This window comes from Streptomyces sp. CA-210063 (assembly GCF_024612015.1).
In the GTDB taxonomy this organism is placed as follows: domain Bacteria; phylum Actinomycetota; class Actinomycetes; order Streptomycetales; family Streptomycetaceae; genus Streptomyces.
The window spans coordinates 3,156,374-3,182,849 of sequence record NZ_CP102512.1 but is presented as its reverse complement, the minus strand read 5'-3'; the positions used below and the strand labels follow the sequence as shown (position 1 = coordinate 3,182,849).

At 69.2% G+C, this 26,476-nt stretch carries 25 protein-coding genes; 12 read left to right on the top strand and 13 right to left on the bottom strand.

All coding sequences use genetic code 11. The features are described 5' to 3' along the window. Window positions 1-139: 139 nt before the first annotated feature. Complete coding sequence (locus tag JIX56_RS13535; RefSeq protein ID WP_257540528.1) at window positions 140-880, bottom strand: PepSY domain-containing protein; 741 nt, start codon at window positions 878-880, stop codon at window positions 140-142. Between the two features lie 144 nt (window positions 881-1,024). Between JIX56_RS13535 and JIX56_RS13530 the strand changes: the two genes are divergently transcribed. Further along, on the top strand, window positions 1,025-1,693 hold the full coding sequence (locus JIX56_RS13530) for a response regulator transcription factor (protein WP_257540526.1): 669 nt from the start codon (window positions 1,025-1,027) through the stop codon (window positions 1,691-1,693). Further along, window positions 1,690-3,117, top strand: a complete 1,428-nt coding sequence (locus tag JIX56_RS13525; protein ID WP_257540525.1) for a sensor histidine kinase — start codon at window positions 1,690-1,692, stop codon at window positions 3,115-3,117. Before JIX56_RS13530 ends, JIX56_RS13525 begins: the two co-directional genes overlap by 4 nt. A gap of 95 nt (window positions 3,118-3,212) precedes the next feature. Here the strand turns inward: JIX56_RS13525 and JIX56_RS13520 are convergent, their stop codons facing one another. The 4 genes from JIX56_RS13520 to JIX56_RS13505 all read right to left on the bottom strand — a co-directional run bounded on the left by JIX56_RS13520 (window position 3,213) and on the right by JIX56_RS13505 (window position 5,926). After that, window positions 3,213-3,689: a MarR family winged helix-turn-helix transcriptional regulator gene (locus JIX56_RS13520; protein WP_257540523.1), complete on the bottom strand. Its 477-nt coding sequence runs from the start codon at window positions 3,687-3,689 to the stop codon at window positions 3,213-3,215. 152 nt (window positions 3,690-3,841) lie between these two features. Continuing rightward, the gene (locus tag JIX56_RS13515) at window positions 3,842-4,639 is read right to left on the bottom strand and encodes an AIM24 family protein (protein WP_257550843.1); all 798 of its coding nucleotides are present in this window, start codon (window positions 4,637-4,639) and stop codon (window positions 3,842-3,844) included. A gap of 2 nt (window positions 4,640-4,641) precedes the next feature. Then, window positions 4,642-5,292 (bottom strand): AIM24 family protein, encoded by a 651-nt coding sequence (locus tag JIX56_RS13510; protein ID WP_033529327.1) that lies wholly within the window; start codon window positions 5,290-5,292, stop codon window positions 4,642-4,644. Between the two features lies 1 nt (window position 5,293). Further along, window positions 5,294-5,926: an AIM24 family protein gene (locus JIX56_RS13505; RefSeq protein WP_257550841.1), complete on the bottom strand. Its 633-nt coding sequence runs from the start codon at window positions 5,924-5,926 to the stop codon at window positions 5,294-5,296. 209 nt (window positions 5,927-6,135) lie between these two features. Between JIX56_RS13505 and JIX56_RS13500 the strand changes: the two genes are divergently transcribed. From JIX56_RS13500 to JIX56_RS13490, 3 genes are all read left to right on the top strand, one after another. Beyond that, a complete protein-coding gene (locus JIX56_RS13500) occupies window positions 6,136-6,480 on the top strand; it encodes a DUF3817 domain-containing protein (RefSeq protein ID WP_257540521.1) in 345 nt (114 codons plus the stop codon). Beyond that, window positions 6,477-6,773, top strand: a complete 297-nt coding sequence (locus JIX56_RS13495) for an MTH1187 family thiamine-binding protein (RefSeq protein WP_257540519.1) — start codon at window positions 6,477-6,479, stop codon at window positions 6,771-6,773. Before JIX56_RS13500 ends, JIX56_RS13495 begins: the two co-directional genes overlap by 4 nt. Before the next feature lie 188 nt (window positions 6,774-6,961). Continuing rightward, window positions 6,962-7,471, top strand: coding sequence for a MarR family winged helix-turn-helix transcriptional regulator (locus JIX56_RS13490; RefSeq protein ID WP_149828772.1), 510 nt, complete (start codon window positions 6,962-6,964; stop codon window positions 7,469-7,471). 260 nt (window positions 7,472-7,731) lie between these two features. On the opposite strand, the gene JIX56_RS13485 is transcribed toward JIX56_RS13490, so the two are convergent. Further along, on the bottom strand, window positions 7,732-8,073 hold the full coding sequence (locus JIX56_RS13485; protein WP_257540517.1) for a DUF3817 domain-containing protein: 342 nt from the start codon (window positions 8,071-8,073) through the stop codon (window positions 7,732-7,734). Between the two features lie 95 nt (window positions 8,074-8,168). On the opposite strand from JIX56_RS13485, the gene JIX56_RS13480 reads away from it, so the two are divergent. Next, entirely contained in the window at window positions 8,169-9,869 is a 1,701-nt protein-coding gene (locus JIX56_RS13480) for an acyl-CoA mutase large subunit family protein (RefSeq protein WP_257540515.1), read from the top strand. Window positions 9,870-10,061: 192 nt separating this feature from the next. On the opposite strand, the gene JIX56_RS13475 is transcribed toward JIX56_RS13480, so the two are convergent. Beyond that, entirely contained in the window at window positions 10,062-10,697 is a 636-nt protein-coding gene (locus tag JIX56_RS13475) for a TetR/AcrR family transcriptional regulator (protein WP_257540513.1), read from the bottom strand. A 237-nt stretch (window positions 10,698-10,934) separates the two neighbouring features. On the opposite strand from JIX56_RS13475, the gene JIX56_RS13470 reads away from it, so the two are divergent. From JIX56_RS13470 to JIX56_RS13455, 4 genes are all read left to right on the top strand, one after another. Next, a complete protein-coding gene (locus tag JIX56_RS13470) occupies window positions 10,935-11,912 on the top strand; it encodes a tetratricopeptide repeat protein (protein ID WP_257540512.1) in 978 nt (325 codons plus the stop codon). Between the two features lie 695 nt (window positions 11,913-12,607). Next, a complete protein-coding gene (locus tag JIX56_RS13465) occupies window positions 12,608-13,243 on the top strand; it encodes a DUF6230 family protein (RefSeq protein ID WP_257540510.1) in 636 nt (211 codons plus the stop codon). Window positions 13,244-13,407: 164 nt separating this feature from the next. Beyond that, on the top strand, window positions 13,408-14,031 hold the full coding sequence (locus JIX56_RS13460) for an efflux RND transporter permease subunit (protein ID WP_257540508.1): 624 nt from the start codon (window positions 13,408-13,410) through the stop codon (window positions 14,029-14,031). Beyond that, window positions 14,021-15,388 (top strand): hypothetical protein, encoded by a 1,368-nt coding sequence (locus tag JIX56_RS13455; RefSeq protein WP_257540506.1) that lies wholly within the window; start codon window positions 14,021-14,023, stop codon window positions 15,386-15,388. The genes JIX56_RS13460 and JIX56_RS13455 overlap by 11 nt, the downstream gene beginning before the upstream one ends. A 126-nt stretch (window positions 15,389-15,514) precedes the next feature. Here the strand turns inward: JIX56_RS13455 and pyk are convergent, their stop codons facing one another. From pyk to pta, 3 genes are all read right to left on the bottom strand, one after another. After that, the gene (gene pyk / locus JIX56_RS13450) at window positions 15,515-16,945 is read right to left on the bottom strand and encodes a pyruvate kinase (protein ID WP_257540504.1); all 1,431 of its coding nucleotides are present in this window, start codon (window positions 16,943-16,945) and stop codon (window positions 15,515-15,517) included. 125 nt (window positions 16,946-17,070) lie between these two features. Then, entirely contained in the window at window positions 17,071-18,276 is a 1,206-nt protein-coding gene (locus tag JIX56_RS13445) for an acetate kinase (RefSeq protein WP_257540502.1), read from the bottom strand. A gap of 20 nt (window positions 18,277-18,296) precedes the next feature. Beyond that, a complete protein-coding gene (gene pta, locus JIX56_RS13440) occupies window positions 18,297-20,381 on the bottom strand; it encodes a phosphate acetyltransferase (RefSeq protein WP_257540500.1) in 2,085 nt (694 codons plus the stop codon). 260 nt (window positions 20,382-20,641) lie between these two features. Between pta and JIX56_RS13435 the strand changes: the two genes are divergently transcribed. Next, a complete protein-coding gene (locus JIX56_RS13435; RefSeq protein ID WP_257540498.1) occupies window positions 20,642-21,667 on the top strand; it encodes an ATP-dependent 6-phosphofructokinase in 1,026 nt (341 codons plus the stop codon). Between the two features lie 76 nt (window positions 21,668-21,743). On the opposite strand, the gene JIX56_RS13430 is transcribed toward JIX56_RS13435, so the two are convergent. Next, complete coding sequence (locus JIX56_RS13430) at window positions 21,744-22,496, bottom strand: helix-turn-helix domain-containing protein (protein WP_257540497.1); 753 nt, start codon at window positions 22,494-22,496, stop codon at window positions 21,744-21,746. A gap of 136 nt (window positions 22,497-22,632) precedes the next feature. Between JIX56_RS13430 and JIX56_RS13425 the strand changes: the two genes are divergently transcribed. Beyond that, entirely contained in the window at window positions 22,633-23,106 is a 474-nt protein-coding gene (locus tag JIX56_RS13425) for a PPOX class F420-dependent oxidoreductase (RefSeq protein ID WP_257540495.1), read from the top strand. Window positions 23,107-23,313: 207 nt separating this feature from the next. Here the strand turns inward: JIX56_RS13425 and JIX56_RS13415 are convergent, their stop codons facing one another. Further along, window positions 23,314-25,308 carry a tetratricopeptide repeat protein gene (locus JIX56_RS13415; protein ID WP_257540493.1) on the bottom strand — a complete coding sequence of 665 codons (1,995 nt, stop codon included), beginning with the start codon at window positions 25,306-25,308 and terminating at the stop codon, window positions 23,314-23,316. A gap of 100 nt (window positions 25,309-25,408) precedes the next feature. Next, entirely contained in the window at window positions 25,409-26,281 is an 873-nt protein-coding gene (locus JIX56_RS13410) for a 5'-methylthioadenosine/S-adenosylhomocysteine nucleosidase family protein (protein ID WP_257540491.1), read from the bottom strand. Between the last annotated feature and the right edge of the window lie 195 nt (window positions 26,282-26,476).

Below are 26,476 nucleotides of genomic sequence, written 5' to 3'. Positions count from 1 at the left end.
TCCCGACCGACTCGTACAGGCGGCCATGAAGCGGCAGTCGGAATCGTGGAACGCCGGTAGGGGCACCCGGTGTCGGGTGCCCCTACCTGTGGGGGTGGGGAAGGCTGGTGGTTCGGCGGGTCTGCGGCCTGCGAGGGGGTCAGTCGTTCGAGCGGTCGGCGGTGACCTTGGCGGAGTCCGGGTTCACCCTCCAGTCGCTGCCGGTGCCGTCGGCGGCGGTGGTGTCGACCTCCCAGGCCTTGTCCTCGCTCTCCTCGTCGAGGTCCACGGAGGTCACCGTGCCCTGGGCGGCTGCGGCCTCGGCGGCCTCCGCGGCGGTCACGGAGCTGCCCTTCAGGGCGGCCCGGATCTGCTCGGTCTCTGCGGCGTCGTCACCGTCGTCGTCCCGGTCCGCGTGCGAGCCGAGGACCTTGCCGGTGCCGGGGTCGATCTGGACGCTGTACCACTTGCCGCCGTTGGTCAGGATGTCGACGTCCCACACCAGGTTCGTGCCCTCGTCGTCGAGGTCGGCGGAGACCGCCGTACCGGCCCGGTGCTTGAGCGCGGCGTTTATGGCGTCGGCGGCCGTGACGTCCGCGGCCTTCGCCTCGGCGGAGTCCTCGGCCTTGTCGTCCGCGTCGTCCGCGTCGTCTGTGTCGTCCGCGGAGTCCCGGGCGTCCGTGCCGGTGTCGTCGTCGTCCGCGTCGTTCTTGTCCTCGTTCTTGCCGCCGGTCTCGCCGTCGGTGTCGTCCGCGGCCTCGTTCCTCTCATCGTCCGACACCTGCACGCCGGCCCGCTTCACCGGCGCCTCGTCGTCGCCCGTGACCGCGAGGGCGGTCGCGGTGCCGCCGCCGATCAGGGCCGCGACCGCGACGGTGGCGATGACGATGTTGCGCTTCATGGGTTTCCTCCAGATGACGACTGATAGAGACCGGCTTGTCAGCTGCCGGGTGCTTTCGACGGGAACCAATCTGCCCGACCGACTCTGAAGCCGGCCTGAAGGCCCCTGAAGCCGTCTTCAGGTTGGGTTTGCCAAGCTGTGCGCATGCGCCTGTTGATCGTGGAAGATGAGAAGCGGCTCGCGGTGTCGCTGGCCAAGGGGCTGACGGCCGAGGGGTACGCCGTGGACGTCGTCCACGACGGGATCGAGGGCCTGCATCGGGCGAGCGAGGGGTCGTACGACCTCGTGATCCTCGACATCATGCTGCCCGGCATGAACGGCTACCGCGTGTGCGCCGCCCTGCGTGCCGCCGGGCACGACGTGCCGATCCTGATGCTCACCGCCAAGGACGGCGAGTACGACGAGGCCGAGGGCCTCGACACGGGCGCCGACGACTACCTGACCAAGCCGTTCTCGTACGTCGTCCTCGTCGCCCGTGTGAAGGCCCTGCTCCGGCGCCGGGGCCCGGCCGGCGGCGCCTCGCCCGTGCATGTCGTCGGCGACCTGAAGCTCGACACCGCCGCCCGCCGCGTCTTCCTCACCGAGGACGAAGTCGCCCTCACCACCAAGGAGTTCTCGGTCCTGGAACACCTCGTCGTGCGCGCCGGTGAGGTCGTGTCCAAGGCCGACATCCTCGAACACGTCTGGGACTTCGCCTACGACGGCGACCCCAACATCGTCGAGGTCTACATCAGCACCCTGCGCCGCAAACTCGGCGCCGGACTCATCAAGACCGTACGCGGCGCCGGTTACCGCCTGGAGGCCCGGCCATGAAGCGCTTCTTCGGCTCGGTCCGGGCCCGCGCGACCTTCGCCGCGACGCTGGTCGTCGCCATCGCCCTGGTCGCGGCGGGCGCGGCCGTGCTGCTGTCGCTGCGGTCCAACCTGATCGGCCAGGCGAACACCCATGCGAAGTCCGATGCCCTTGAGGTCGGGCGGCAGGTGGCGGGCAGCATCGCGTACGCCGATCTGGACCTGGACGACGGCGACGAGACCCCCGTCAAGATCGTGGACCAGCGGGGGAAGGTGGTCGCGGCGGGCGAGGAACTGGAGAACATCGTCCTTCCGGACAGCGCGGAGGCCCGGGCGGGCGCCCTGTCCACCACGGACGACGACGAGGACGACGAGGAGTCGTCCGGAGGCGGCATTCCCGCCGTCGGCCTGCTCTCCGAGCCCGTGCTGCTCGGCGAGGGCACCGCGACCACCGACGGGGAGACCGAGGAGTACCGGTTCGCCGCGGTGAAGGCGACCACCCGCGCCGACGTCACCCTGACCATCTACGCGGGTTCGCCCCTGTCCGCCGAGAAGGACGCCGTCAGCACCGCACTCACGACCATGCTGATCGGCTTCCCCCTGCTCCTGCTCACCGTCGGCGGAGCCACCTACGTCGTCACGGGCCGTGCTCTGCGCCCCGTCGAGGGCATCCGTTCCGAGATGGGTGCGATCACCGCCTCCGAGGATCTCTCGCGCCGCGTCCCCGAGCCGGACACGCACGACGAGATCGCCCGGCTGGCGCGGACGACCAACGAGACGCTGGCGGCGCTGGAGACCTCGGTGGAGCGGCAGCGCGCGTTCGTCGCGGACGCCTCGCACGAGCTGCGCAGCCCGATCGCGTCCCTGCGGACCCAGCTCGAAGTGGGCGCGGCGCACCCGGAGTTGCTGGATCTGGAGGGCGCGGTCGAGGACACCGTGCGACTGCAGAGCCTCGCCGCCGACCTGCTGCTGCTCGCCCGCCTGGACGCGGGGGAGCGGCCACCGCCCAACGCGCGCTTCGACCTGGCGAAGGTCGTACGGGAAGAGGTGTCGTCCCGCGGCGGAGTGACCCTGGACAGCGTCGAGTCCGTGGAACTGCGCGGCTCGCGCAACCAGATCTGCCGCGTCCTCGGCAACCTCCTGGACAACGCCGGCCGCCACGCCCGCGACCGGGTCGCCGTCACCCTGCGCACCGACGCCGAGGGGGCCGTCCTCCAGGTCGCCGACGACGGCTCGGGCGTCCCCCAGGCCGACCGCGACCGCATCTTCGAACGCTTCGTCCGCCTCGACGAGTCCCGGGCGAGGGACGACGGCGGCGCGGGCCTGGGCCTGGCCATCGCCAGAGACATCGCCACCCGTCACGGAGGCACCCTGACGGTCGGGGACGCCCCCGGCGGAGGAGCCCTGTTCGAGCTGAGGTTGCCTCTGCACCCCCCGAGCACTTGAGGGGCGCGGGGAACTGCGTGACCAGCCACGGTCGACCCGCAGCCGAAAACCGATCCGCAGTCCCCCGGCGCTACTCCGGCCAACCCAGCGGAGCGCTACGGTTTACCGCGGTGGCTCCGGAGGTGCTCCGCGATCGGCGCCAGCGACTTGTGCAGCTCCTCCAGCGCCTCCTCCGGCAGCAGATCGATGAAGTGCCGCCGCACGGACGCCACATGGTGCGGCGCGACCCGCTGCATCGTCTCCATGCCGTGCTCCGTCAGCACGGCGAACAGTCCGCGCCGGTCGGACTCGCAGTTCTCCCGGCGCACCAGGTCCGCGTTCTCCATGCGGGTGATCTGGTGCGAGAGGCGGCTCTTGGACTGGAGGGTGGCAGCGGCGAGGTCGCTCATCCGCATCCGCCGGCCCTCCGACTCGGAGAGGTTCACCAGGATCTCGTAGTCGTTCATTGTCAGGCCGAACGGCTGCAGATCCCTTTCGAGCTGATGCGTCAGCAGCCTGTTGACGTCCAGATGGGTGCGCCAGGCGCACTGCTCCGCATCGGTCAGCCAGCGCGTGGCCGTTTCGGTCTCCATGAATGAAGTCTACCTAAAATGTTGAAAGGTGAACTAGTGAGGGTTGTGATGGTGCGGTCGTACGGACAGGACGGGTCGTGCACGTAGGGCGTCTTACGGGTTGGAGCATGACAACGTGCACACGTTCGATGTCACACTCCGCAGACTACCGCTCACAGCCCGAAGCGACGCTGGAGGTCCCCCAGCTGTCCGGGAAGGCGCGGTGCGCCCGCCGGCTGTCCGTGGTGACCGGGTACCCCACCGCCGCCGGGTACGCCCGGCTCGTGCGGGACCATGCCCGTGGCCTGCTCGGCCATGAGGGTCTCGGACGACTGGAGCAGGACCGTGCCCGCCCCGACGAACTCGAACTGGTGCTCCTCGCCGGAGGCGCCGCCGACCCCCGTCATCGCACGTAGGCCGCCCATCAGCCCCGTCATGTACCCGTGGTCGTAGTGGTGGCACGGCGAGGGGCAGTCGGCCCACCCGACCAGGGCCTGCGGGTCGACCCGGATGGGGGGTTCCATGAACACCACCGGGCCGTTGGAGGCCGCCACGAACTTGCCCGTTCCGATCAGGGTCAGGAAGCCCGGAACGATCGACTGCTTCAGCGCGAGACTTGGCTGAAACGCGAGGAGGTTGCCCGAGCGAATGGTCAGGTTGCCCTCTTCGAGGTCGTACGAATTGACGTCGAAGGCCCGGTCGGCGAGGAGCATCTTGCCGGAGCCCTCGGCGACGACCCAGTCGCTCGCGTGCAGAGGCGAATGGAACGACGTACGGACGAGACGGTCGAGACGGCCGTGTCCGATGCCGTTGAAGTCCATCTGGCCGTAGTAGGCGATCATCTTGCCCTTCTGCAGGAACCACTGGCTCCCCTTGAGCTCCACGCAGAAGGTGTAGTTGTTGACGTTGTCGTCGGACGGCAGCGTCATCGGGTCGAAGACGGTCGGGCTGGCGCCCGGAGCCCCGTACATGCTCACAGCTTCTCCTCCGAGGCCTGGACGTACACCGCACCACTGCCGCTCAGCTCCAGCTGGAACGCCTCGCCGGAGCCCCGGCCCACCATGTCGCGCCAGCCGAGCGCGGTGGACAGCTTGTTGCGTACGTCGCCGTGGTGCGCCACGTACGCCTGCGGGTCGACGTGGACCGGGCGCTGGGGGGTGATGGGGACCTCGATGACCCCGCCGTGCGCCATGACCGCGACCGCTCCGTGTCCCTTCAGGGTGGTGGTGAACAGGCCCTGGCCCGTCACCTGGCCCCGGACCATGCCCATGACGCCGCCCTGCGAGCCCATGAACATCGTGCCCTGCTGGAGGGTGCCGTCGAAGGCCAGCAGGCGGTCGGCCTCGACGTAGAGCGTCTCGCCGGTCAGGTTGATCACCTGGATGTGGTGACCGCCGTGCCCGAACAGGACCGTGCCGCTGCCCTCGACGGTCATCAGCGGGGTCGCCTCGCCCGCCACCCGGCGGCCGATCATCGACGCGATGCCGCCCTGGCCGCCCTGCATGTTGGGCGTGAAGGACACCTCGCCCTTGTAGGCGAGCATCGCGCCGCGCTGGCTGAACAGCCGCTGGCCCGGCATCACGGTCGCCTCGATCATCTTCGAGTTGATCTCACGGAAGGCCATCTCACACGTCTCCCGCCACCGTGTTGCGCTCGCTGGGCTGGACATAGACGAGTCCGTCGCCCTCGAAGCGGATCTGGAAGGCCTCGCCGCCGCCCTCGCCCATGAACGTGCGGAACGTCACACCGGACTGGAAGGACTGCTGGAGATCGCCCTGGTGCGCGATGTACGCCCCCGGGTCCACCGTCAGCGGGTACTGGCGGCTCACCCGCAGCACCGCCGCCGGGCCGTCGGACATGATCGCCGCCTGGCCGTGGCCCTCGATGGTCGTGGTGAACAGGCCGTTGCCCTGCGAGGCGCCGCGCAGCCCCGTGAAGCTCGTGCCCGTCCGCAGCCCGGAGTCCGTCGCGAGCAGATTGCTCGACTCCACGTACAGCTTGTCCCCCTGAAGATTCACGAGGTTGATCTCGGAGGCCCGGTCCGCGAACCAGCAGGTCCCTTGCCCCGTCACCTCCATCAACGTCATCTGTTCGCCGGTGAGGCGCCGCGTCACCATCCCGCGCAGGCCCTCACCGCCGCCGCTCAGCTTCTTGAACGTCATCTGGCCGTCGTAGGCGACCATCGAGCCGTTCTTCGCCTTCACGGCGTCCCCGGTCATGTCGACGGCCAGCACTTTGCTGCCTTGAAGTCGGAACATTGCCACGGGGTGACGGTAACCGTCCGATGGGTGGACGGAACAGGTCCCAGAGGGGGATCTCGACCCTGAAGGGACCCCTAGGACGTTCGGGAGGTTGACGGATGCCAGAATGGACAGCGCTTGTGCTTCCGTTCACAAAGACGGACGGGTGAAGCACCGGCAAGCGATGCGACGACTCGCCTCCCCACCAACCCCACCGAAGGTGACCCGTGGACATAAAGACCGTCTCCGCCCTCCGCCGCCTGCGCCTCGTCTCGGCCCCCGAGGCCGTCTCCTTCCTGCTGCTGCTCGTGTGCTCGGTGCTGAAGCGCACCACGGAGTTCAACGCGGTGCCCGTGATGGGCTGGGTCCACGCCATCCTCTTCATCCTGTACGTCGTCTTCTGGGCCGATGCCTGGAACCGCACCAAGTGGTCGCTGAAGACAGCCGCGTTGTACTTCGCCCTCTCCGTCCTGCCCACCGGCGGCTTCTTCGCCGACCGCAAGCTCCGCCGCGAGGCCGAGGCCGCGGTGATCGCGTCCCGCGGCCGCAAGCAAGGGATCGTGAACGCGTGATCGTCGCCTTCTCCGTGACCCCGCTGGGCGTCGGTGAAGACGTGGGGGAGTACGTCGCCGACGCCGTACGGGTCGTCCGCGAGTCCGGCCTCCCCCATCGCACCGACGCCATGTTCACCTCCATCGAGGGGGAGTGGGACGAGGTGATGGACGTCGTACGGCGGGCCATCGCCGTGGTCGAGGAACGGGCACCCCGGGTCTCCCTCGTCCTGAAAGCGGACATCCGCCCGGGTGTGACGGACGGCCTCACGTCGAAGGTGGAGACGGTGGAGAGGTTTCTCGGGGGCGCCTGAGAGCTCGGGGGGTGCGGTTGTCGGGTGACCGCGGGTGGTTCGTGGTTGTTCGCGCAGTTCCCCGCGCCCCTGGCAAGCAGGGGCTGCGCCCCGTGCCTTTCCCCTGCTTTCCCCGGCGATCCGTCCCGAGCCGACCGATGGGCGAGACGGGGCTGACCGGCATATGACCGGCCGGTAAGGTCGTTTCCGTGCCGAAGCCGCTCAGCCTCTCCTTCGATCCCATCTCGCGCGCCGACGAGCACTGGAAGCAGCGCTGGGGAAACGTGCCGTCCATGGCCGCGATCACCTCGATCATGCGCGCCCAGCAGATCCTGCTGGCGGAGGTGGACGCGGTCGTCAAGCCGTACGGTCTGACCTTCGCGCGCTACGAGGCGCTCGTGCTCCTCACCTTCTCCCAGAAGGGCGAGCTGCCGATGTCCAAGATCGGCGAGCGACTCATGGTGCACCCCACGTCCGTGACGAACACGGTCGACCGCCTGGTGAAGTCGGGCCTCGTCGACAAGCGCCCCAACCCCAACGACGGCCGCGGCACCCTCGCCTCCATCACCGACAAGGGCCGCGAGGTCTGCGACGCCGCCACCCGCGACCTCATGGCCATGGACTTCGGCCTCAGCGTCTACGACGCCGAGGAATGCGCCGAAATCTTCGCGATGCTCCGCCCGCTGCGGGTGGCCGCGGGGGATTTCGAGGAGAGCTGACCGACGTCCGTCAATGATCGGCGGCCGGTCGGCTGCCGCTTGCCGGTGGGTTTGTCGCCGGCGACCCGCGTAGATGCTTGACCTCGCGTTTTTCGCTGCCATCCTGTCGGTCGACCATCAACGGGATGATCGAAACCGCATGCTTGTCGCCGGTGGTGCGGCCGTTTTCGCCGCCGCGGTGACTCCGGGGGCGGCGCCCCGACCCGCGCATGCCATGTCAGCGGCAGGTCGCGTGCCGTTCAGTGCCACCACGCCCGAGGTCAGGCCGCGGCGGTCTCCGGGGCCGATTCCTTGATGATCAGCGGCTCGACCTCGCGGCTCACCTTGCGTTCGACGAAGAAGGCGGCCGTGGGGACGGTGCCGGCGAGCAGCACCCAGGCGAGGCGCCCCAGCGGCATCTTCGCCTTGTTGCCGAGGTCGAAGGCGAAGACCAGGTACAGGACGTACAGCCAGCCGTGCGCGAAGCCGACCACGGTGACGAAGCTGTCGAAGCCGTCCAGCCCCAGCAGACGCTTCCCGATCACGCCTGCCGTCAGCAGGATCAGCAGTACGGCGGTGACATAGGCCATCACCCGGTAGCGGGTCAAGACGCTCTTCTTCATGACGTTGAGCGTAACGGGTGCTTCCTGGCGCCCTGCGCGCGCGTCCTGACCTGCATCGCTATCCCTTACTAGGACGTCCTAGTAAATTGGCTGTCATGGACGCTGACGCCATCGAAGAGGGACGCCGACGCTGGCAGGATCGTTTTGATGCCGCTCAGAAGCGGGAGGCGGACTTCACGACGCTTTCCGGGGATCCGGTGGAGCCTGTGTACGGGCCCCGGCCGGGGGACGTGTATGAGGGGTTCGAGCGGATCGGGTGGCCGGGGGAGTACCCGTTCACGCGGGGGCTGTATCCGACGGGGTACCGGGGGCGGACGTGGACGATCCGGCAGTTCGCGGGGTTCGGGAACGCGGAGCAGACGAACGAGCGGTACAAGATGATCCTCGCCCATGGGGGCGGGGGGCTGTCCGTCGCGTTCGACATGCCGACGCTGATGGGGCGGGACTCCGACGATCCGCGGTCGCTCGGTGAGGTCGGGCACTGCGGCGTCGCGATCGACTCCGCCGCCGACATGGAGGTGCTGTTCCAGGGCATTCCGCTGGGGGACGTCACCACCTCCATGACGATCAGTGGGCCCGCTGTTCCTGTCTTCTGTATGTATCTCGTCGCCGCCGAGCGGCAAGGTGTCGATCCCGGAGTGCTCAACGGCACGCTCCAGACCGACATCTTCAAGGAGTACATCGCACAGAAGGAGTGGCTCTTCCAGCCCGAGCCGCATCTCCGGCTCATCGGCGACCTCATGGAGCACTGCGCGGCCGAGATCCCCGCGTACAAGCCGTTGTCCGTCTCCGGCTATCACATCCGCGAGGCCGGGGCCACGGCCGCGCAGGAACTGGCGTACACGCTCGCGGACGGGTTCGGGTACGTGGAGCTGGGGCTCAGCCGGGGGCTGGACGTCGATGTGTTCGCGCCCGGGCTGTCCTTCTTCTTCGACGCGCATCTCGACTTCTTCGAGGAGATCGCCAAGTTCCGTGCGGCGCGCCGGATCTGGGCGCGGTGGATGCGGGACGTGTACGGGGCGCGGACGGACAAGGCGCAGTGGCTGCGGTTCCACACGCAGACCGCCGGGGTCTCGCTGACCGCGCAGCAGCCGTACAACAACGTGGTGCGTACGGCCGTGGAGGCGCTGTCGGCGGTGCTCGGCGGGACCAACTCCCTGCACACCAACGCGTTGGACGAGACGCTGGCGCTCCCGAGTGAGCAGGCCGCGGAGATCGCGCTCAGGACCCAGCAGGTGCTCATGGAGGAGACCGGGGTCGCCAACGTGGCCGATCCGCTGGGTGGTTCCTGGTACGTCGAGCAGCTGACGGACCGTATCGAGGCGGACGCGGAGAAGATCTTCGACCAGATCAAGGAGCGGGGGCTGCGGGCGCACCCGGATGGGCGGCATCCCATCGGGCCCGTCACGTCCGGGATTCTGCGGGGGATCGAGGACGGGTGGTTCACCGGGGAGATCGCGGAGTCGGCGTTCCGGTACCAGCAGGCGCTGGAGAAGGGGGAGAAGCGGGTCGTCGGGGTCAACGTCCACCAGGGGTCCGTGACCGGGGATCTGGAGATTCTGCGGGTCAGTCATGAGGTGGAGCGGGAGCAGGTGCGGGTGCTGGCGGGGCGGAAGGCCGCGCGGGACGACTCCTCGGTGAGTCGGGCTCTGGACGCCATGCTCGTCGCCGCGCGGGAGGGGGCCAACATGGTGGGGCCGATGCTGGATGCGGTGCGGGCCGAGGCGACGTTGGGGGAGATCTGTGGGGTGCTGCGGGACGAGTGGGGGGTGTATACGGAGCCGGCGGGGTTCTAGGCGCTCCGTTGGCCCGGGGCGGCGTCGGGATTTTTTCGCCCCCGCCGCCCTTACCCGTTCCCATCCCCAGGGGCTGTGCCCCTTCGACCCCCTCTGGGGGCTGCCGCCCCCAGGCCCCTGCCTCAACTCCGCTCAGTTCGCCGTCGTCTGGTGTCGCGCCGTCGGGGCTTGTCGCGCAGTTCCCCGCGCCCCTTACGGGGGCGGTTCTGCCGAGCCCCTCAGGCCCAGCAGCAGCAGTCTTGTGAAGTCGCGTACCCATTGCTCGTCCGCTGGTTGGGCGCTGACGAGGGTGCGGTGGACCACCGCGCCGGCTACGACGTCGAAGATGAGGTCGGTGGTGTGGGTGGCGGTGGAGGGGTTGGGTTCCGGGGGGAGTTCGCCGCGGGTCTGGGCGCGGGCGCGGCCCTCCAGGACGAGGCGTTTCTGGCGGTCGACGATGGAGGCGCGGATGCGTTCGCGGAGGGCGTCGTCGCGGGTGGACTCGGCGATGACGGCCATGAGCCCGCTCTTGGCCTCCGGGCGGGCCAGGATCGCCGCGAACTCCAGCACCACGCCCTCGATGTCGGCGGCCAGGCTGCCCCGGTCGGGGAGGCGGAGTTCGTCGAAGAGGGCGGCCACCGCGTCCACGACCAGTTCGTTCTTGCCGGCCCAGCGGCGGTAGAGGGTCGTCTTCGCGACGCCGGCCCGCGCGGCCACCTCCCCCAGGGTCAGCTTGGACCAGCCCAGGTCGACCAGCGCCTCCCGCGTCGCCGCCAGGATCGCGGCGTCCGCTGCGGCGCTGCGCGGGCGGCCCCCCGGGGCGCGGGAGGCGGGGGTGCGGCTCTGCATCCGCCGACCATATCCGGCCGTTCCCGAAGTTCTCCGGGGAGTCGTGAGGCAGATCACTGGGGAGTGGGTACGGAGGGGGGTACAGCGAAGTCACCCGCGACAGTTACGCTACGGCTCGTAGCGAAAGCTGGTCCGGTGGTAGGTGCCGAGAGGGGACCCGGCGCCACCCGGGAAACGGACCGGGTCGGCTTTCTGGACGCTTTTCACGTGCGTGCTCGGAAGGGGGAGGATGTACTCATGCAGCCACGGAACATGTCCATGAGCGGAGTCGTCGACCTCGCCGCGGTGAAGGCGGCCCAGGGGGCCAAGGCGAAGGCGGAGCAGGCGCGCGCCGAATCGGCCCGACAGGGCGGGGGAGGGGCGGTCTCCCCGGCCGACCTGGTCATCGATGTCGATGAGGCCGGGTTCGAGAGCGAGGTCCTGCAGCGGTCCACCGAAGTGCCCGTCGTCATCGACTTCTGGGCCGAGTGGTGTCAGCCCTGCAAGCAGCTCAGCCCGGTGCTGGAGCGGCTCGCCGTCGAATACAACGGCAAGTTCGTCCTCGCCAAGATCGATGTCGACGCCAACCAGATGTTGATGCAGCAGTTCGGGATCCAGGGGATTCCGGCTGTTTTCGCTGTGGTCGCGGGGCAGGCCCTTCCCCTCTTCCAAGGGGCCGCCCCCGAGCAGCAGATCCGCGCCACCCTCGACCAGCTCGTCCAGGTCGCCGAGCAGCGCTTCGGTCTCACCGGCCTGGTGGTGGACCCGGACGCCCAGTCCGACGCCCCGGTCGAAGCGGCCCCGCAGGTACCGGCCGGCCCCTACGACCATCTGCTCGAAGCCGCCGTGCAGGCCCTGGACGCGGGCGACTTCGGCGGCGCGGTGCAGGCGTACAAGAACGTGCTGAGTGACGACCCGGGCAACAGCGAGGCCAAACTGGGCCTCGCGCAGGCCGAGTTGCTACAGCGCGTGCAGGGCGCGGACCCGCAGGACGTACGCAAGGCGGCCGCGGAGAACCCGGCCGACGCTCAGGCCCAGATCGCTGCGGCGGACCTCGATCTCGTCGGCGGACATGTGGAGGACGCGTTCGGTCGACTCATCGACACGGTGCGGCGCACGGCAGGGGACGAACGGGACGCCGTACGGCTGCGGTTGCTCGAGCTCTTCGAGGTGGTCGGCGGCGACGATCCGCGGGTGGCCGCGGCGCGGCGTGCGTTGGCGCGGGCGTTGTTCTGACGCGCCCTTTGAACCCTTGCCCCGGCTGAGTGTTGGCTGTGGCGGGCGGGGGCCCGGGGCTCCGGGGCCGACCGGTCCCGGAGTGCTGGGACATGTGTGGCCTGAGTGAGGGAATTGGCGACACAGCGACACCGCGGCCGCGCTTTACCAAATCTTGGTAAACGCGGCCGCTGTTACTGGCAGTAAGAGAAAGTCGTCCTTCTGTCGGACTCTGTCCAACTGTCAACCGATGTGTCGGCTCACTCGACGCCACCCAGGGTCGCTGGCCGATGCCGATGGGTCGTTGTTCGGTTATCCGTCCGTTACTAGCCAGTAACGACCCCCCTTGCGGGGGCGGCGAGAATGCACCACGATCGGCGACGCTCGGTCCGTTCCCGCACCCCGCCAGCCAGTCGGGTCAACGGGTTTTCTGGGTCCCCACCGAGTAGAGCGGGCGACAGTGGCGCCGGCTCTTGGGCAGGGGGGTCTCCGCTCAACGGCGGAGCCTGTCCAGCAGGTTGTGCGTGATGCGTGTCAGGCGCGACCAGTGGTTGTCGCTCGGGGGTGATCGCCGGTGATTCGGGCGCTTTTCGCGCGACCGGGCGCGGGCGCTCTCCTTACCGAGGACGTAGCACTTCTCCCATCCCTGCCCGGCTGAGCCGCCGTTCCAAGGGGCGAACCGGTGTCAGGAGATGTACGTCCGAGAAGGAGGAAATATGGAGTCCCAGGTGCGTGGCGGGACCAGATGGAAGCGGTTCGCTGTGGTCATGGTGCCCAGCGTCGCCGCCACAGCAGCGATAGGTGTCGCCCTCGCGCAGGGTGCTCTCGCGGCGTCGTTCAGCGTGTCGGGCCAGTCGTTCAAGGTGACGGCTGACCTGATCGAGGGTACGGGCTTCTCGCAGTACGGGGCGCTCGACGAGGGCTACACCCTCAAGGGCGAGAAGACGGTTCACCCCGTCGCCGTCTCCGCGTTCGAGAACGCGAAGATCACCAACATGTGCCAGTCGGTCGTCACCCCGAACGTCCCGATTCTCGGTAGCGTCAGCCTCCAACTGACCGCCGGTACCGGTGGCAAGAAGGTCGAGGCCGAGAAGCTCTACATCGACGTCGAGGAGCTTGAGGGCGACGCCGTCTTCACGAACATCGACATCGGTGTGGCGGCCAAGGACGCCAACAAGGGTCCGGGCATGAAGGGCGGCTCGGAGCAGGCCAACCCCTACGGGTTCGGCCAGCAGGCCGAGGTGGCCACGCTGACCGACGTGAAGCAGACGGCGTGGGCGACCACTGCCGGAACCTTCAAGCTGAGCAATCTGAAGATGTCGCTTCACAAGGGCAAGGTGGAGTGCTACTAGGCACTCCCTGGGCGGGTGAGGGGGCCTGCGCTTCTTCGCCCGCCCGTCTTTCTCGCCGTGCGCTCCGTCGCGCACGCGCATCCGTACGTGAATTCCGTACGCGCGCTTCGTACGTGTCGTACGTGAACTTCTCATAGCAACACCGTTCCAGGGAGCTGTTGTCCATGAGCGCCGAGTCAACGGGGCAGAACGAGGACTATCTGCGCGCCTTCCGGCGGCGCTTCCGCGACTGGAGGGGCTCTCGTCCCTTCTGGGCGGGCCTGTTGGTACTGCTCGGCGGTTTCCCGATCATGTACCTGCCGTACGCGGAGCTGCAGATCGGCCATCTGACGCTCGCCATGTCGACGACGGGCGGCGCCGGATCCCTCATCATCGGCGTGCTGTTGGTGGTGCTCGGGATCAGTCTGTGGTTCCAGCGGCATGTACGCACCTTCGCCGGTACGGCGGCGATCCTCCTGGCGCTCGTGTCCATCCCGGTCTCCAACCTGGGCGGCTTCGGTGTCGGTTTCCTGCTCTCCCTGGTCGGAGGTGCGCTGGCCATCGCCTGGGCGCCCGGTTACCAGGAGGCGGCGGTGCCGTCCACCTACAAGACCCCGTCGCGGACTCCGGCTCCCCAGGACACGGCCCCTCAGGACACGGCACAGCAAGGTGCGGTCCCCCTGCACAAGGGCGACGCCCCGGAACCCGCGACCGCGGGCTCGGCGAACGGGGCGACGAACGGCGAGGGCGACGACCTGTCAGGTACCACCCCCACGAACGGGACGAACGGGAGGCACAGTGCCGGCTGACGAGGTGACCCACGGGACTTCGGTGGGAGAGTCCCGTGCGAGATCCGGACCGCGGCACGCGGCGCCCAAGAAGCCCCTTCTCACCCGGCTGAACATGCCGGCGGGCAAGGCGATAGCCCTGGCGGCCATGCCGACGGCGGTCCTCATGGGCATGGGCTTCACGCCCACCCTCGCCCGCGCCGAGGACCCGGCGAAGCTGAGCCTGACGGCGGACGAGTACAAGGACTGCGTGGAGGCCCTGGAGGCCGCCGAGGAGGGCACGGACACCTCCGCCTCGCCGACCCCGACGCCGACCGCCTCCACCCCGGAGAGCGACGACACCCCGGACGACGAGCCCACGGACGAGCAGCCCACGGACGAGGAGACGTCGTCCGACGACAGCTCCACCGGCGACTCGGCCTCCGACGACACGTCCTCGGACGACTCCTCTTCGTCGGATTCAGGTTCCGACGACAAGGACACGGCCGACGACTCCACGTCGACGGACACCACCGACAAGAACGCCACCGACGCCACGGCCACGCCGTCGGCCACCGCCTCCGGGAGCGGCAGCAACGTCCTGGACGACATCGGCAACGCGATCGAGGACCTGTTCACGCCGGAGGACCAGGAGACGGCCGGCCCCACGCCGTCCGGGTCCACCAGCCCGTCCCCGTCGCCCTCCGCGTCTCAGGACGCCTCCGGCTCGGGCGAGAAAACGGACTCGGGCTCGGACTCCGGCAAGGACGCGCAGGACACCGCGGGCGACGCCACCGACAAGGTCGAGGACGCGGCGAAGGACATCACCGACACCGCCGAGGACACCGAGGACGAGGCGAAGGACACCACCGACGCCACCTCGACGCCGAGCCCGTCCGCGAGCGAGAGCACGGACACGGACGGCTGCCCGGTCGCCACCGACGACGAGAGCGGTGTCGAGAAGGGCATCCCGGCGCTGCCCGACGACCCGTGGTACCTGGACGCCAGCTCGCTGCTGCTGAAGGGCGCCGACTACCAGGGCATCGTCAAGGTCAAGACCGCCAACGGCACGGTCAAGGAGGTCCTGAAGTACGTCGTCTCCGACGGCTCGGACATCGGTGACCTGCACCAGACGGTCAAGGACAAGCAGGCCGGCGTGACCTATCACGTGCAGGCAGGCAAGGGCACGACGTCCACGATCCGCGACGGCCGGACGGTCATGTACACCGAGAGCATCTCCGGCAACCTGCTCGGGCTGATCCCGGTGACCTTCGACCCGAAGCACCCGCCGCCGCTGAACATCCCGCTGATCTACTTCACCAATGTGAAGGTCGTCCAGGCGGGCCAGTTCGGCGGAACGCTCACCGTGCCGGGCATGCGGCAGTACATGACCGACTGAGCCCGGTCCATGACCGACTGAGCAGCCGGTCACCCCCCAGAACCCGTTCGGGAGCCGCACATACCGAGGGCGCACCTGGATTTCCAGGGGCGCCCTCGGTGCTGTCGTACGGGTGTGACGGCGGCGTCAGTCGCGGGCGCCGCTGCCCAGGTGGTGCACCCGGACCATGTTCGTGGTGCCCGGGACGCCGGGGGGTGAGCCGGCGGTGATGACCGCGATGTCGCCCTCCTGGAAGCGGTTGAGCCTGACCATCTCCTGGTCGACCAGGTCGACCATCTCGTCGGTGCTGTTCACGAACGGCACGACGTGCGACTCGACACCCCAGCTGAGCGACAGCTGGTTACGGGTGGACTCGTCGGTCGTGTACGCGATGATCGGCTGGGACGCGCGGTAGCGGGACAGCCGGCGGGCGGTGTCACCGGACTGCGTGAAGGCCACCAGGGCCCGGCCGCCGAGGAAGTCGGCGATCTCGCAGGCGGCACGGGCGATCGAACCGCCCTGCGTCCGCGGCTTCTTGCCCGGGACGAGCGGCTGCAGACCCTTGGAGAGGAGCTCCTGCTCGGCCGCCGTGACGATCTTCGACATCGTACGGACCGTCTCCAGCGGGTACGCGCCCACGCTGGACTCCGCCGACAGCATGACCGCGTCCGCGCCGTCCAGGATCGCGTTGGCCACGTCGGAGGCCTCGGCGCGCGTGGGGCGCGAGTTGGTGATCATCGACTCCATCATCTGGGTCGCCACGATCACCGGCTTGGCGTTGCGGCGGCACAGCTCGATGAGGCGCTTCTGCACCATGGGGACCTGCTCGAGCGGGTACTCGACGGCCAGGTCGCCGCGGGCGACCATCACACCGTCGAACGCCATCACGACGTCCTCCATGTTCTCGACCGCCTGCGGCTTCTCCACCTTGGCGATGACGGGGACCCGGCGGCCCACCTCGTCCATCACCTTGTGGACGTCCCGCACGTCATCGGCGTTCCGGACGAAGGACAGCGCCACCAGGTCGCAGCCCATCCGCAGCGCGAACCGCAGGTCCTCGACGTCCTTCTCGGACAGCGCCGGCACGTTCACGGCCGCGCCGGGCAGGTTGATGCCCTTGTGGTCGGAGATGACACCGCCCTCGATGACCTCCGTCCGCACCCGCGGACCGTCGACCTCGAGGACCTTCAGCTCGACGTTGCCGTCGTTGATCAGGACCTGGTCGCCGGGGCCCACGTCACCGGGCAGACCCTTGTACGTCGTACCGCAGATCTGCTTGTCGCCCGGCACGTCCTCGGCGGTGATGGTGAACTCGTCACCGCGCACCAGCTCCACCGGACCCTCGGCGAAGGTCTCCAGACGGATCTTCGGGCCCTGCAGGTCGGCGAGGACACCGATGGCCTTGCCGGTCTCCACGGACGCGGCCCGGACCCGGTCGTAGCGGCCCTGGTGCTCGGCGTGGCTGCCGTGGCTGAAATTGAAACGGGCCACGTTCATGCCGGCCTCGATGAGGGCGACCAGTTGCTCGTGGGAGTCGACCGCGGGGCCGAGAGTACAGACGATTTTCGAACGGCGCATGGGGCGATCCTATCGGTTTGTTTCGCTACGGAATATTCCGTCTGGTGGAATATGCAAATGGGCGGCTATGCGCTCAGCCGTGTTACCGGGGTGTATTACTCGACTGTGCTCGACTGCTCTTTTGCTCATTTGTCGACCAGGGCGTACGTCTGTGCTGCGATCTCCAGTTCCTCGTCCGTCGGCACCACCGCGACCGCGACCCGTGCGCCGGCCGGCGAGATCAGCCGCGGCCCGTCGCCCCGTACGGCGTTCAGCTCGCCGTCGACCGCGAGGCCCAGGCCTTCCATACCCGCCACGGCGGCCTCCCGCACGGGCGCCGCGTTCTCGCCGACACCCGCGGTGAACGCGACCGCGTCCACCCGGCCGAGCACCGCGTAGTAGGCACCGATGTACTTCTTCAACCGATGAATGTAGATGTCGAAGGCCAGCTTCGCCTGTTCGTCGCCCTCGTCGATACGCCGGCGTATTTCCCGCATGTCGTTGTCGCCGCACAGCCCGATCAGACCGCTCTTCTTGTTGAGGAGAGTGTCGATCTCGTCCGTGGACATTCCGCCAACGCGCATCAAATGAAAGATGACGGCCGGGTCCATGTCTCCGGACCGCGTACCCATCACCAACCCCTCCAAAGGCGTCAGCCCCATGGAGGTGTCCACGCACCGGCCGCCCTCGACCGCCGACGCGGACGCTCCGTTGCCGAGGTGCAGCACGATGACGTTGACGTCCTCCGGCGCCTTCCCCAGCAGCTCGGCGGTCGCCCGGGACACATACGCGTGCGAGGTGCCGTGGAAGCCGTAGCGCCGGATGCGGTGCGCGTCGGCCGTCTCGACGTCGATCGCGTAGCGGGCGGCGGACTCCGGCATCGTCGTGTGGAAGGCCGTGTCGAACACGGCGACCTGCGGGAGGTCGGGCCGCAGGGCCTGGGCGGTCCGGATCCCGGTCAGATTGGCCGGGTTGTGCAGCGGCGCCACCGGGATCAGCCGCTCGATCTCGGCGAGCACGGCGTCGTCGACGACGGTCGGGTGCGTGAAGCTCTGCCCGCCGTGCACCACACGGTGCCCGATGGCGGCCAGCTCCGGGGAGTCGAGGCCGAGCCCGTCCGCGGCCAGCTCCTCGGCGACGGCCTTCAGGGCGGCCTCGTGGTCGGCGATCGGGCCGGTGCGCTCGCGGGAGTCGCCACCGTCGCTCAGCGGGGTGTGCTTCAGCCGGGAGTTCCCCTCACCGATGCGCTCGACCAGGCCCACGGCCAGACGGCTGCTGTCGCGCATGTCGAGCAGCTGGTACTTCACCGACGAGGAGCCGGAGTTGAGGACGAGGACGCGGGTCGCGGTCACGATGGGCTTCCTGTGGGGGTTCACTTGGCGGGGGTCTGGGCCTGGATCGCCGTGATGGCGACGGTGGTGACGATGTCCTGGACGAGCGCGCCCCGGGACAGGTCGTTGACCGGCTTGCGCAGCCCCTGCAGCACCGGTCCGACCGCGAGCGCGCCGGCCGAGCGCTGCACGGCCTTGTAGGTGTTGTTGCCGGTGTTGAGGTCCGGGAAGATCAACACCGTTGCCTGGCCGGCGACTTCGGAGCCCGGCAGCTTGGTCGCCGCGACACTGGGCTCGACGGCGGCGTCGTACTGGATCGGCCCCTCGATCTTCAGATCGGGCCGCCGGGAGCGCACGATCTCGGTGGCCTCCCGCACCTTGTCGACGTCGGCGCCCGAGCCGGACGTACCCGTGGAGTACGACAGCATCGCGATCCTCGGCTCGACCCCGAACCGCAGGGCCGTCGCGGCGGACTGGATGGCGATGTCGGCGAGCTGCTCGGCGTTCGGATCCGGATTGACCGCGCAGTCGCCGTAGACCAGCACCTTGTCGGCGAGGCACATGAAGAAGACGGACGAGACGATGCCGGCGTCCGGCTTGGTCTTGATGATCTCGAAGGCGGGCCGGATGGTGGCGGCGGTGGAGTGCACCGACCCCGACACCATGCCGTCGGCGAGCCCCTCCTGGACCATGAGCGTGCCGAAGTAGTTCACATCGGACACGACGTCGTACGCCAGCTCGATACTGACGTTCTTGTGGGCACGGAACTGGGCGTACTTCTCGGCGAACATGTCCCGCCACTCGGAGGTCGCCGGGTCCACCAGCTGACTTTCGCCGAGGTCGATGCCCAGGTCGGCGGCCTTCTTGCGGATCAGCTCGACGGGGCCGAGGAGGGTGAGATCGCAGACCCCGCGCCGCAGCAGCACCTCGGCCGCGTGCAGCACGCGCTCCTCGGTCCCCTCGGGCAGGACCACCCGGCGCCGTTCGGACCGGGCCTGCTCCAGCAGCGTGTGCTCGAACATCATCGGCGTGACGCGGTCGCTGCTCGGCGCCGAGACCCGGTTGCGCAGCTCGGTGGTGTCGACGTACCGCTCGAACAGCCCGAGCGCGGTCTCCGCCTTGCGTGGCGTCACCGCGCTCAGCTTGCCCTCCATGGAGAAGAGTTCGGAGGCGGTGAGGAAGGAGCCGGTCTCGACGGCGACCACGGGGGTGCCGGGGGCGAGGCGGGCGGCGAGGGTGAGGACCTCGTCGCTGGGCCGCTCGTTGAGGGTGAGGAGGACGCCGGCGATGGGCGGGGTCCCGGCACTGTGGGCGGCCAGCGCCCCCACGACGAGGTCCGCGCGGTCGCCGGGGGTGACGACGAGACAGCCCGGGGTCAGCGCGTTGAGGAAGTTCGGGAGCATGGCGCCGCCGAAGACGAAGTTCAGCGCGTCGCGGGCGAGGCCCGAGTCGTCGCCGAGCAGTACCTTGCCGCCGAGCGCGTGGGTGATCTGGGCGACGGTGGGCGCGGAGAGGGCGGGCTCGTCGGGAACCACGTAACAGGGCACGGGCAGCGGGAGCCGGGAGTCGCCGAGGCGCTCCGCTATCCCGGCGCGGTCGGCGGGCGCGACCCGGTTGACGACCATGGCGAGGACGTCACAGCCGAGGCCCTCGTACGCGCGGTACGCGTTGTGCGTCTCGGCGGCGACGGACTCGGCGGTCTGCTTCCGCCCGCCGACGACGGAGATGACGGAGGCGCCGAACTCGTTCGCGAGCCGTGCGTTGAGGGCCAGCTCGTCCGGGAACTGGGTGTCGGCGAAATCCGTACCCAGGACGAGGACGACGTCGTAGTCACGGGCGACGGCGTGGAAGCGGTCGACGAGCGTCGAGACGAGCTCGTCCGTGCCGTGCTCGGCCTGGAGGGTGGACGCCTCGTGGTAGTCCATGCCGTACACGGTCGCCGGGTCCTGGGTGAGCCGATAGCGGGCGCGCAACAGTTCGAAGAGCCGGTCCGGGCCGTGGTGCAGCAGTGGCCGGAACACCCCCACCCGGTCGACGTGGCGGGTCAGGAGCTCCATGACCCCCAGCTCGACGACCTGGCGGCCGTCGCCGCGGTCGATCCCGGTCACGTACACGCTGCGCGTCACGTGTGCTCTCCGTTTCATGTGGGACGTGTAGGACGTGTGGTTCGGTGGGTGTGGCTGTGCGTGATCGAAAATCACCGTCGCGGCGGACGGAAACCCTCTTGACAATACCCTTGCGGGTGGCTAAGGCGCCCGTCAGGTCGCGGTCCCGCCGGAGAGCCTGTAGGGACGCGGCGGCCCCCAGCGAGCCGTGAAACAATCGGACTGGCTCACAAGTACCGGCACCGATCAGGATGATCAGGACGAGCAGGAGACACAGCACGATGCGTATCGGAGTTCTCACCGCAGGCGGCGACTGTCCGGGCCTGAACGCAGTGATCCGGTCGGTCGTGCACCGAGCGGTCGCCCAGTACGGCGACGAGGTCATCGGCTTCGAGGACGGCTACGCCGGTCTGCTCGACGGCCGCTACCGCAGCCTCGACCTGGAGTCCGTCAGCGGCATCCTCGCCCGCGGCGGCACCATCCTCGGCTCCTCCCGCCTCCAGCGCGACCGCCTCCGCGAGGCCTGCGAGAACGCGCAGGACATGGCCCACCAGTTCGGTATCGACGTACTGATCCCGATCGGCGGCGAGGGCACGCTGACGGCGGCGCGGATGCTGTCGGACGCGGGCCTGCCCGTCGTCGGCGTCCCGAAGACCATCGACAACGACATCTCGTCGACGGACCGGACGTTCGGCTTCGACACGGCGGTCGGGGTCGCCACGGAGGCGATGGACCGCCTGAAGACGACCGCCGAGTCCCACCAGCGGGTGATGGTCGTCGAGGTCATGGGCCGGCACGCGGGCTGGATCGCGCTGGAGTCCGGGATGGCGGCGGGCGCGCACGGCATCTGCCTGCCCGAGCGCGCGTTCGACCCGGCCGGCATCGTGAAGATGGTCGAGGAGCGCTTCGCGCGCGGCAAGAAGTTCGCGGTGATCTGTGTCGCGGAGGGCGCCCACCCCGCCGAGGGTTCCATGGACTACGGCCACGGCGAGATCGACCAGTTCGGCCACGAGCGCTTCCAGGGCATCGGCACGGCGCTGGCGTACGAGCTGGAGCGCCGCCTCGGCAAGGAGGCCAAGCCGGTCATCCTCGGCCACGTCCAGAGGGGCGGCACCCCGACCGCGTACGACAGGGTGCTCGCCACGCGCTTCGGCTGGCACGCGGTCGAGGCCGCGCACCGGGCCGACTTCGGCCGGATGACCGCGCTGCGCGGCACCGAGGTGGTGATGGTGCCGCTGGCGGAGGCGGTGACCGAGCTGAAGACGGTGCCGAAGGATCGGATGGATGAGGCGGAGTCGGTGTTCTAGGGGCTCTGGGAGTTCTAGGGGTTCTGGGAGTTAGTTCTAGGGACTCTGGGAGTTCTAGGGACTCTGGGAGGGTTCGCTAGTACGTGGTCGTTCTCTGGACCAGTGACCAGAAATGGTCGACGATCCGGTCCAGGTAGGCGCGGCCGGAGTCGCCCGAGTCGGTCGCCGCGGTGCCGTTCGTCCAGGTGAGGCCGGCGGTCGTACGGCCCTGGTAGTCGGTGTGCATCTCCTGGAGGACGTCTTCCAGGAGGCGCCGGTCGAGGGACAGCAGCTTGGCGGTCGGCCGCACATGGGCCTGCCAGCGCGTGGTCACCGCGCTGTGGAGCAGCGCGGTCAGCTTCGCCTCGCGCCCCGTGACGGCGATCAGGTCGGGCAGCGAGAGGTCGAGCACGTCGGCGAGGGCGGCGGACTGACGGTCCGTGCCGCGCCATTCGTCGGTCTCCTCCATGTGGAGATACGCGGAGAGTTCGAGGCCGATCGCCCGCGCGACGTCCTCTGCGGCGAGGCCCCGGGCCATGCGGTGCTCGCGCAATGTCCTGGGCACGCCGATGAGTTCACCGGCTGAGCACCACAACACGCCTGCCAGCGCGGTGAGTTCGGGGCTCGTCGGCGCGATCGTGCCGTATTCCCAGGCGGCGACCAGGTCCGGGGTGACGTACGGGAGTCCGTACGAGGAGCGCATGCCGTAGGCGACGTGCTCGGGTCCCATGCCGAGGGCGATGCGGAGTTTCCGGGCGGCGGGGGCGTTGAAGGGGAGGGCGAGTGTGGGTGAGTCCGGTTGCCGGAGCGGGTGCTGGGGCTGCCGTTCGTTGGCTGAGCGTCGGTGCACGCGCACAACGTAGGGGTGCGGGGCTGCGGTGACTACGGGCTGTTCGGCCACAATCACGGATTGTAGGAAGCTACGGTTTGTGAGGGCGGTGTGGTCCGAGTGACCTGAGTGCGGATCCGTGGGTAGGGATGACCGCATGACGAAACTGGACGGGCACATACGTGAGCGCCTACTGGCCCCGAACTTCTGGCACTTGGCGACGGTGGGGGCGGACGGGGCGCCTCAGGTGTCACCCATGTGGGTGGACATCGAGGCGGACGAGGGCGGTGACGGAGACGGTGACGGCGAGCGTGAGTACGTCATGGTCAACACGTCGGTCGGTCGGGTGAAGGAGGAGAACCTCCGGCGCAACCCGTATGTCTCCCTGTCCCACATCGATCCCGAGAACCCCTACGACCGGGCAGAGATCCGGGGGCGGGTGGCGCGGTTCGTGGAGGGGGAGATGGCCGAGCGGGCCATGGATCGGCTGACGCAGAAGTACATCGGGGAGGAACGGTATCCGTGGCTGCTGCCCGGGGAACGGCGCCTGATGATCCTGATCGAGCCGGTGCGGGTGCGGCGGGTTGTGGGGGTGGAGCCCTTCCGTCCCGGGGTGTTGCCGGAGGGGTGATCGTGTGGTCAGAGGAGGTGGTCGGCCTTGCCCGCCTTGATGTCCCGGATGAGAGCCTGTGACGCGCGGCGGCGGGGTGCGTTGCGGGTGTTGGGGTGCGTGGTGCGTGGTGCGGGCGCGTCCTGGGAGTGGGGGTTTGGGGAGGCGAGGGAGCCTGGGGGTGGGACGAGGATGGCCAGGGGGTATGCGGAGGTGGAATGAGGCGGGCTATCCCAGGGCCTCGGCTGCTGCGCGGGCTTGGGCGGCTTCGGCGGGGGCGTTGGCGCGGGCGTAGGCCTCGGCGGCCTGCAGCCAGTGGGCACGGGCTTTGGCGAGGCAGTGGGCGTCCCAGTGATCGAGGGCCAGGTTCTGGAGGGTCTGGCCTGTCTCGTAGGAGTCTACGAACTCCTCGAAGATCTCCAGCGCTCTGCCGTGTGCTTCGATCGCCTCCTCCCTCCGGCCCGCTCTCCGTAAGGCGGTGCCGAGGTTGTTCCACGCCCCGGCCTCGCCGTAGCGGTTCCCGGTGGTTCGGTGCAGGTCACGGGCGCGGGTGACGGCGTCCATCGCCTCCTCCCCCCGGTCCGCCACCAGGAGGGTAGTGCCGAGGTTGTTCCACGCCATGGCCTCGCCGTGGCGGTTCCCGGTGGTTTGATGCAGGTCACGGGCGCGGGTGTGGGCGTCGATCGCCTCCTCCACCCGACCGACCTCATGCAGGGCGATGCCGAGGCTGTTCCACGCCATGGCTTCCCCATCGGTATCCCCGGCGGCCTGGCACAGCTCGCGGTCGCGGGTGTGGGCGTCGATCGCCTCCTCCACCCTGCCTGCCTCCCGCAGGGCGATGCCGAGGTTGTTGAACGCGTTGCCCTCGCTGCGGTTGTTCCCGGCACGATGCGCGGCTTCCCGCGCGGCATGGGCGACGGTGATCCAGTCGTCGAAGTACCGCCGCCAACCGAGATACTCGCCCAGGCACTCGGACAGCAGCACTGCTGTCTCCGCGAACAGCGCTTCTCGCCCCCATGACACCGCCGCCACCAGCCCCGCCCGTTCCCCGTCAAACCATTCCAACGCTTCCCCACGATTCGAAAACCGCTCCGGCTGCTCCATACCGGGCAACCACCGCAACCGGTCATCAGCCGCAGCCGCGTTTCGGAAGTAGAACGCCAGCACCCGCTCCCGCGCCGCCTCCCCCTCCTCCTGCAACCCCATCTCCCCCGCTACCACACCCACCCCGAACGCCCGCACCAAGTCATGCAGCCGCCACCGCAGTATGGAAGGCGACCCCTCGCCATCCTGGACCGGCGCGACCAGATAGGCGGCTGCCAGGTCTTCGAGCAGAGACAGCGCAGCCTCCGTGGACAGGTCGGCCAGGGCAGCCACCGCCTCTGTGGTCGTCTCCGCGCCGGGGGCGAGGGACAGCAGACGCAGCAACCGGGCCTGGTCGGGTGACAGTCGGCGGTATGAGGTCTCCAGCACGGGTCGGAGGACGAGTGAGCGGCCGTACAGGTCCGTGCCCGGACTGCCGTTGTCGAATACGGCGGTCGGGTCCTCGGCCTTCTTGATGTCGGCCACTAGTGAGGCGATGCTCCGGTGCCGACGTTGGCGGAGCATCGCGGCGGCGATCTGGAGGGCCAAGGGCAAGTGGCCGCAGAGGGCGGTGAGTTCACGCAAAGCGTCTGGTTCGCAGGAGCAGCGGTTGTCCCTTTCATCAGCGTCGTGCAGGGCGCGGGTCACCAGGGCGGCGGACTCGTCCGGGAGGAGGGTGTCGAGGTCGATGACGCGTATGGGAAGCGCGTTCGGGCGGTCCCGGGAGGTGATCAGGACCCGGTGGTCGTCCGTGCCGGGCAGCAGGCGGAGGTACTGGGACGGGTCCGAGGCGTTGTCCAGGATCAGCAGCATCCGGTCCTGCCGCTCGGCGAGGAGCGTGCGGTAGGCGTCGTACTGCCGTGCGGTCCTCTCCGGTAGGTCCCCGTTGAGTACTCCCAGCGCATCGAGCAGGGCCAGTACCGCCTGGTCGGCGGTGACCGGGTTGTCGTCGTAGCCGCGCAGGTCGACGAAAAGGGTTCCGCCAGGGAACCAGCCTCGCGTACACGCCCGGTGCGCCGCCTCCACCGCGAGCGCGGTCTTGCCGATGCCGCCCATGCCGGTGACGGCGGAGATGAGGAGGGGGAGCGGGGCAGTGTCCTCGTCCGGGGCGGGTGCCAGGCGGGAGAGGAGGCGGTCCATCTCCGCTGAGCGGCCGGTGAAGCCCGGGGGACGGGGCGGGAGTATCGCCGTCGCGACCGGGACCGGACCGTGTTCCCGACCCTGACTCCGGCCATGGGGCCTATCGCCCGTCCGACTTGCCGGTGACGGGTCCATAAAAGGTGCCGCCTCGGAAGTCGATGTGATCGCCGCCGTAGGAGGCTCCGTCTTCGTGGCCGCGAAAGGGACCCTCCTGGGAGTCGGAGGAGCCGCCGCCGCGCGGCCGGTGTTTACGGAGGACGGCCATGGCCACCGAGGCGGCCTGTTTGGCGGCCAGTTCCTGGGAGCCGGAGGCGTCGGCCTTGTGCTTGTGGCGGTTGGCGCGGTCGCTGATGCCCCGGATGACGAGGGCGTCCAACTGGCCGTTGAGGTGGGCCGCGTGGGCCGCGCCGGAGCCCTCCATCTCGATGGCGCAGGCGTCGTTGTAGTGCAGGCGGATGTGTTCGGCGAGCGCGGACTTGTCGTCGGCGAGGACGACGTCGCCGCACGCGATCGGCTTGAGATGTCCCCGTACGTCCGCCATGTCCCGCAGCGCGGAACGGGCCGCCGGTACCAGCCGGCCCGAGCCGTGCCAGACCTCGGGCCGGGCGTGGAAGCCCTTGGGGGTCTGTTTGCCGCCGTGGATGCCGTACACCTTCGTGCCGACCACCACGTCGCCGATCTCGATGTCGTCCTTGAGCCCGCCCGCGACCCCCACGAAGAGCAGCACCTCCGGGCGGAGCCACCCGACGATCCGCGTGGTCATCGCGGCGGCGTGCACCGCGCCCTCACCCAGCTCGGAGATCGCCACGGTCCAGGAGGTGCCCTCGATCCGGCCGCGCTCGACGCGGGCTCCGTCTTCGTGGACGAGTTCCTCGGGGTCCAGGTCCGTCAGGAGGGCGCGTACGGCGTTGTACTCCACCGGGAGTGCGGTGAGCACGACGGCTGATACGGGGCGTGTGTCAGGTTTGGGCACCTGTCCACGGTACTGCCAAGTGGGCGATGTGGCGGGGGTGTTGGCCTGCGCCGGAGCGGTTCGCCACCCGACCTCGGCGTCATCCTGCGGAGACGGGCCGGGCGGGGGAGGCGATCGACGCCCACACCCGTGCCCGCTCCCTGTACCAGGCCGTCGGCGACCAACACGGTGAGGGCATGGCGTGGGGCAACCTCG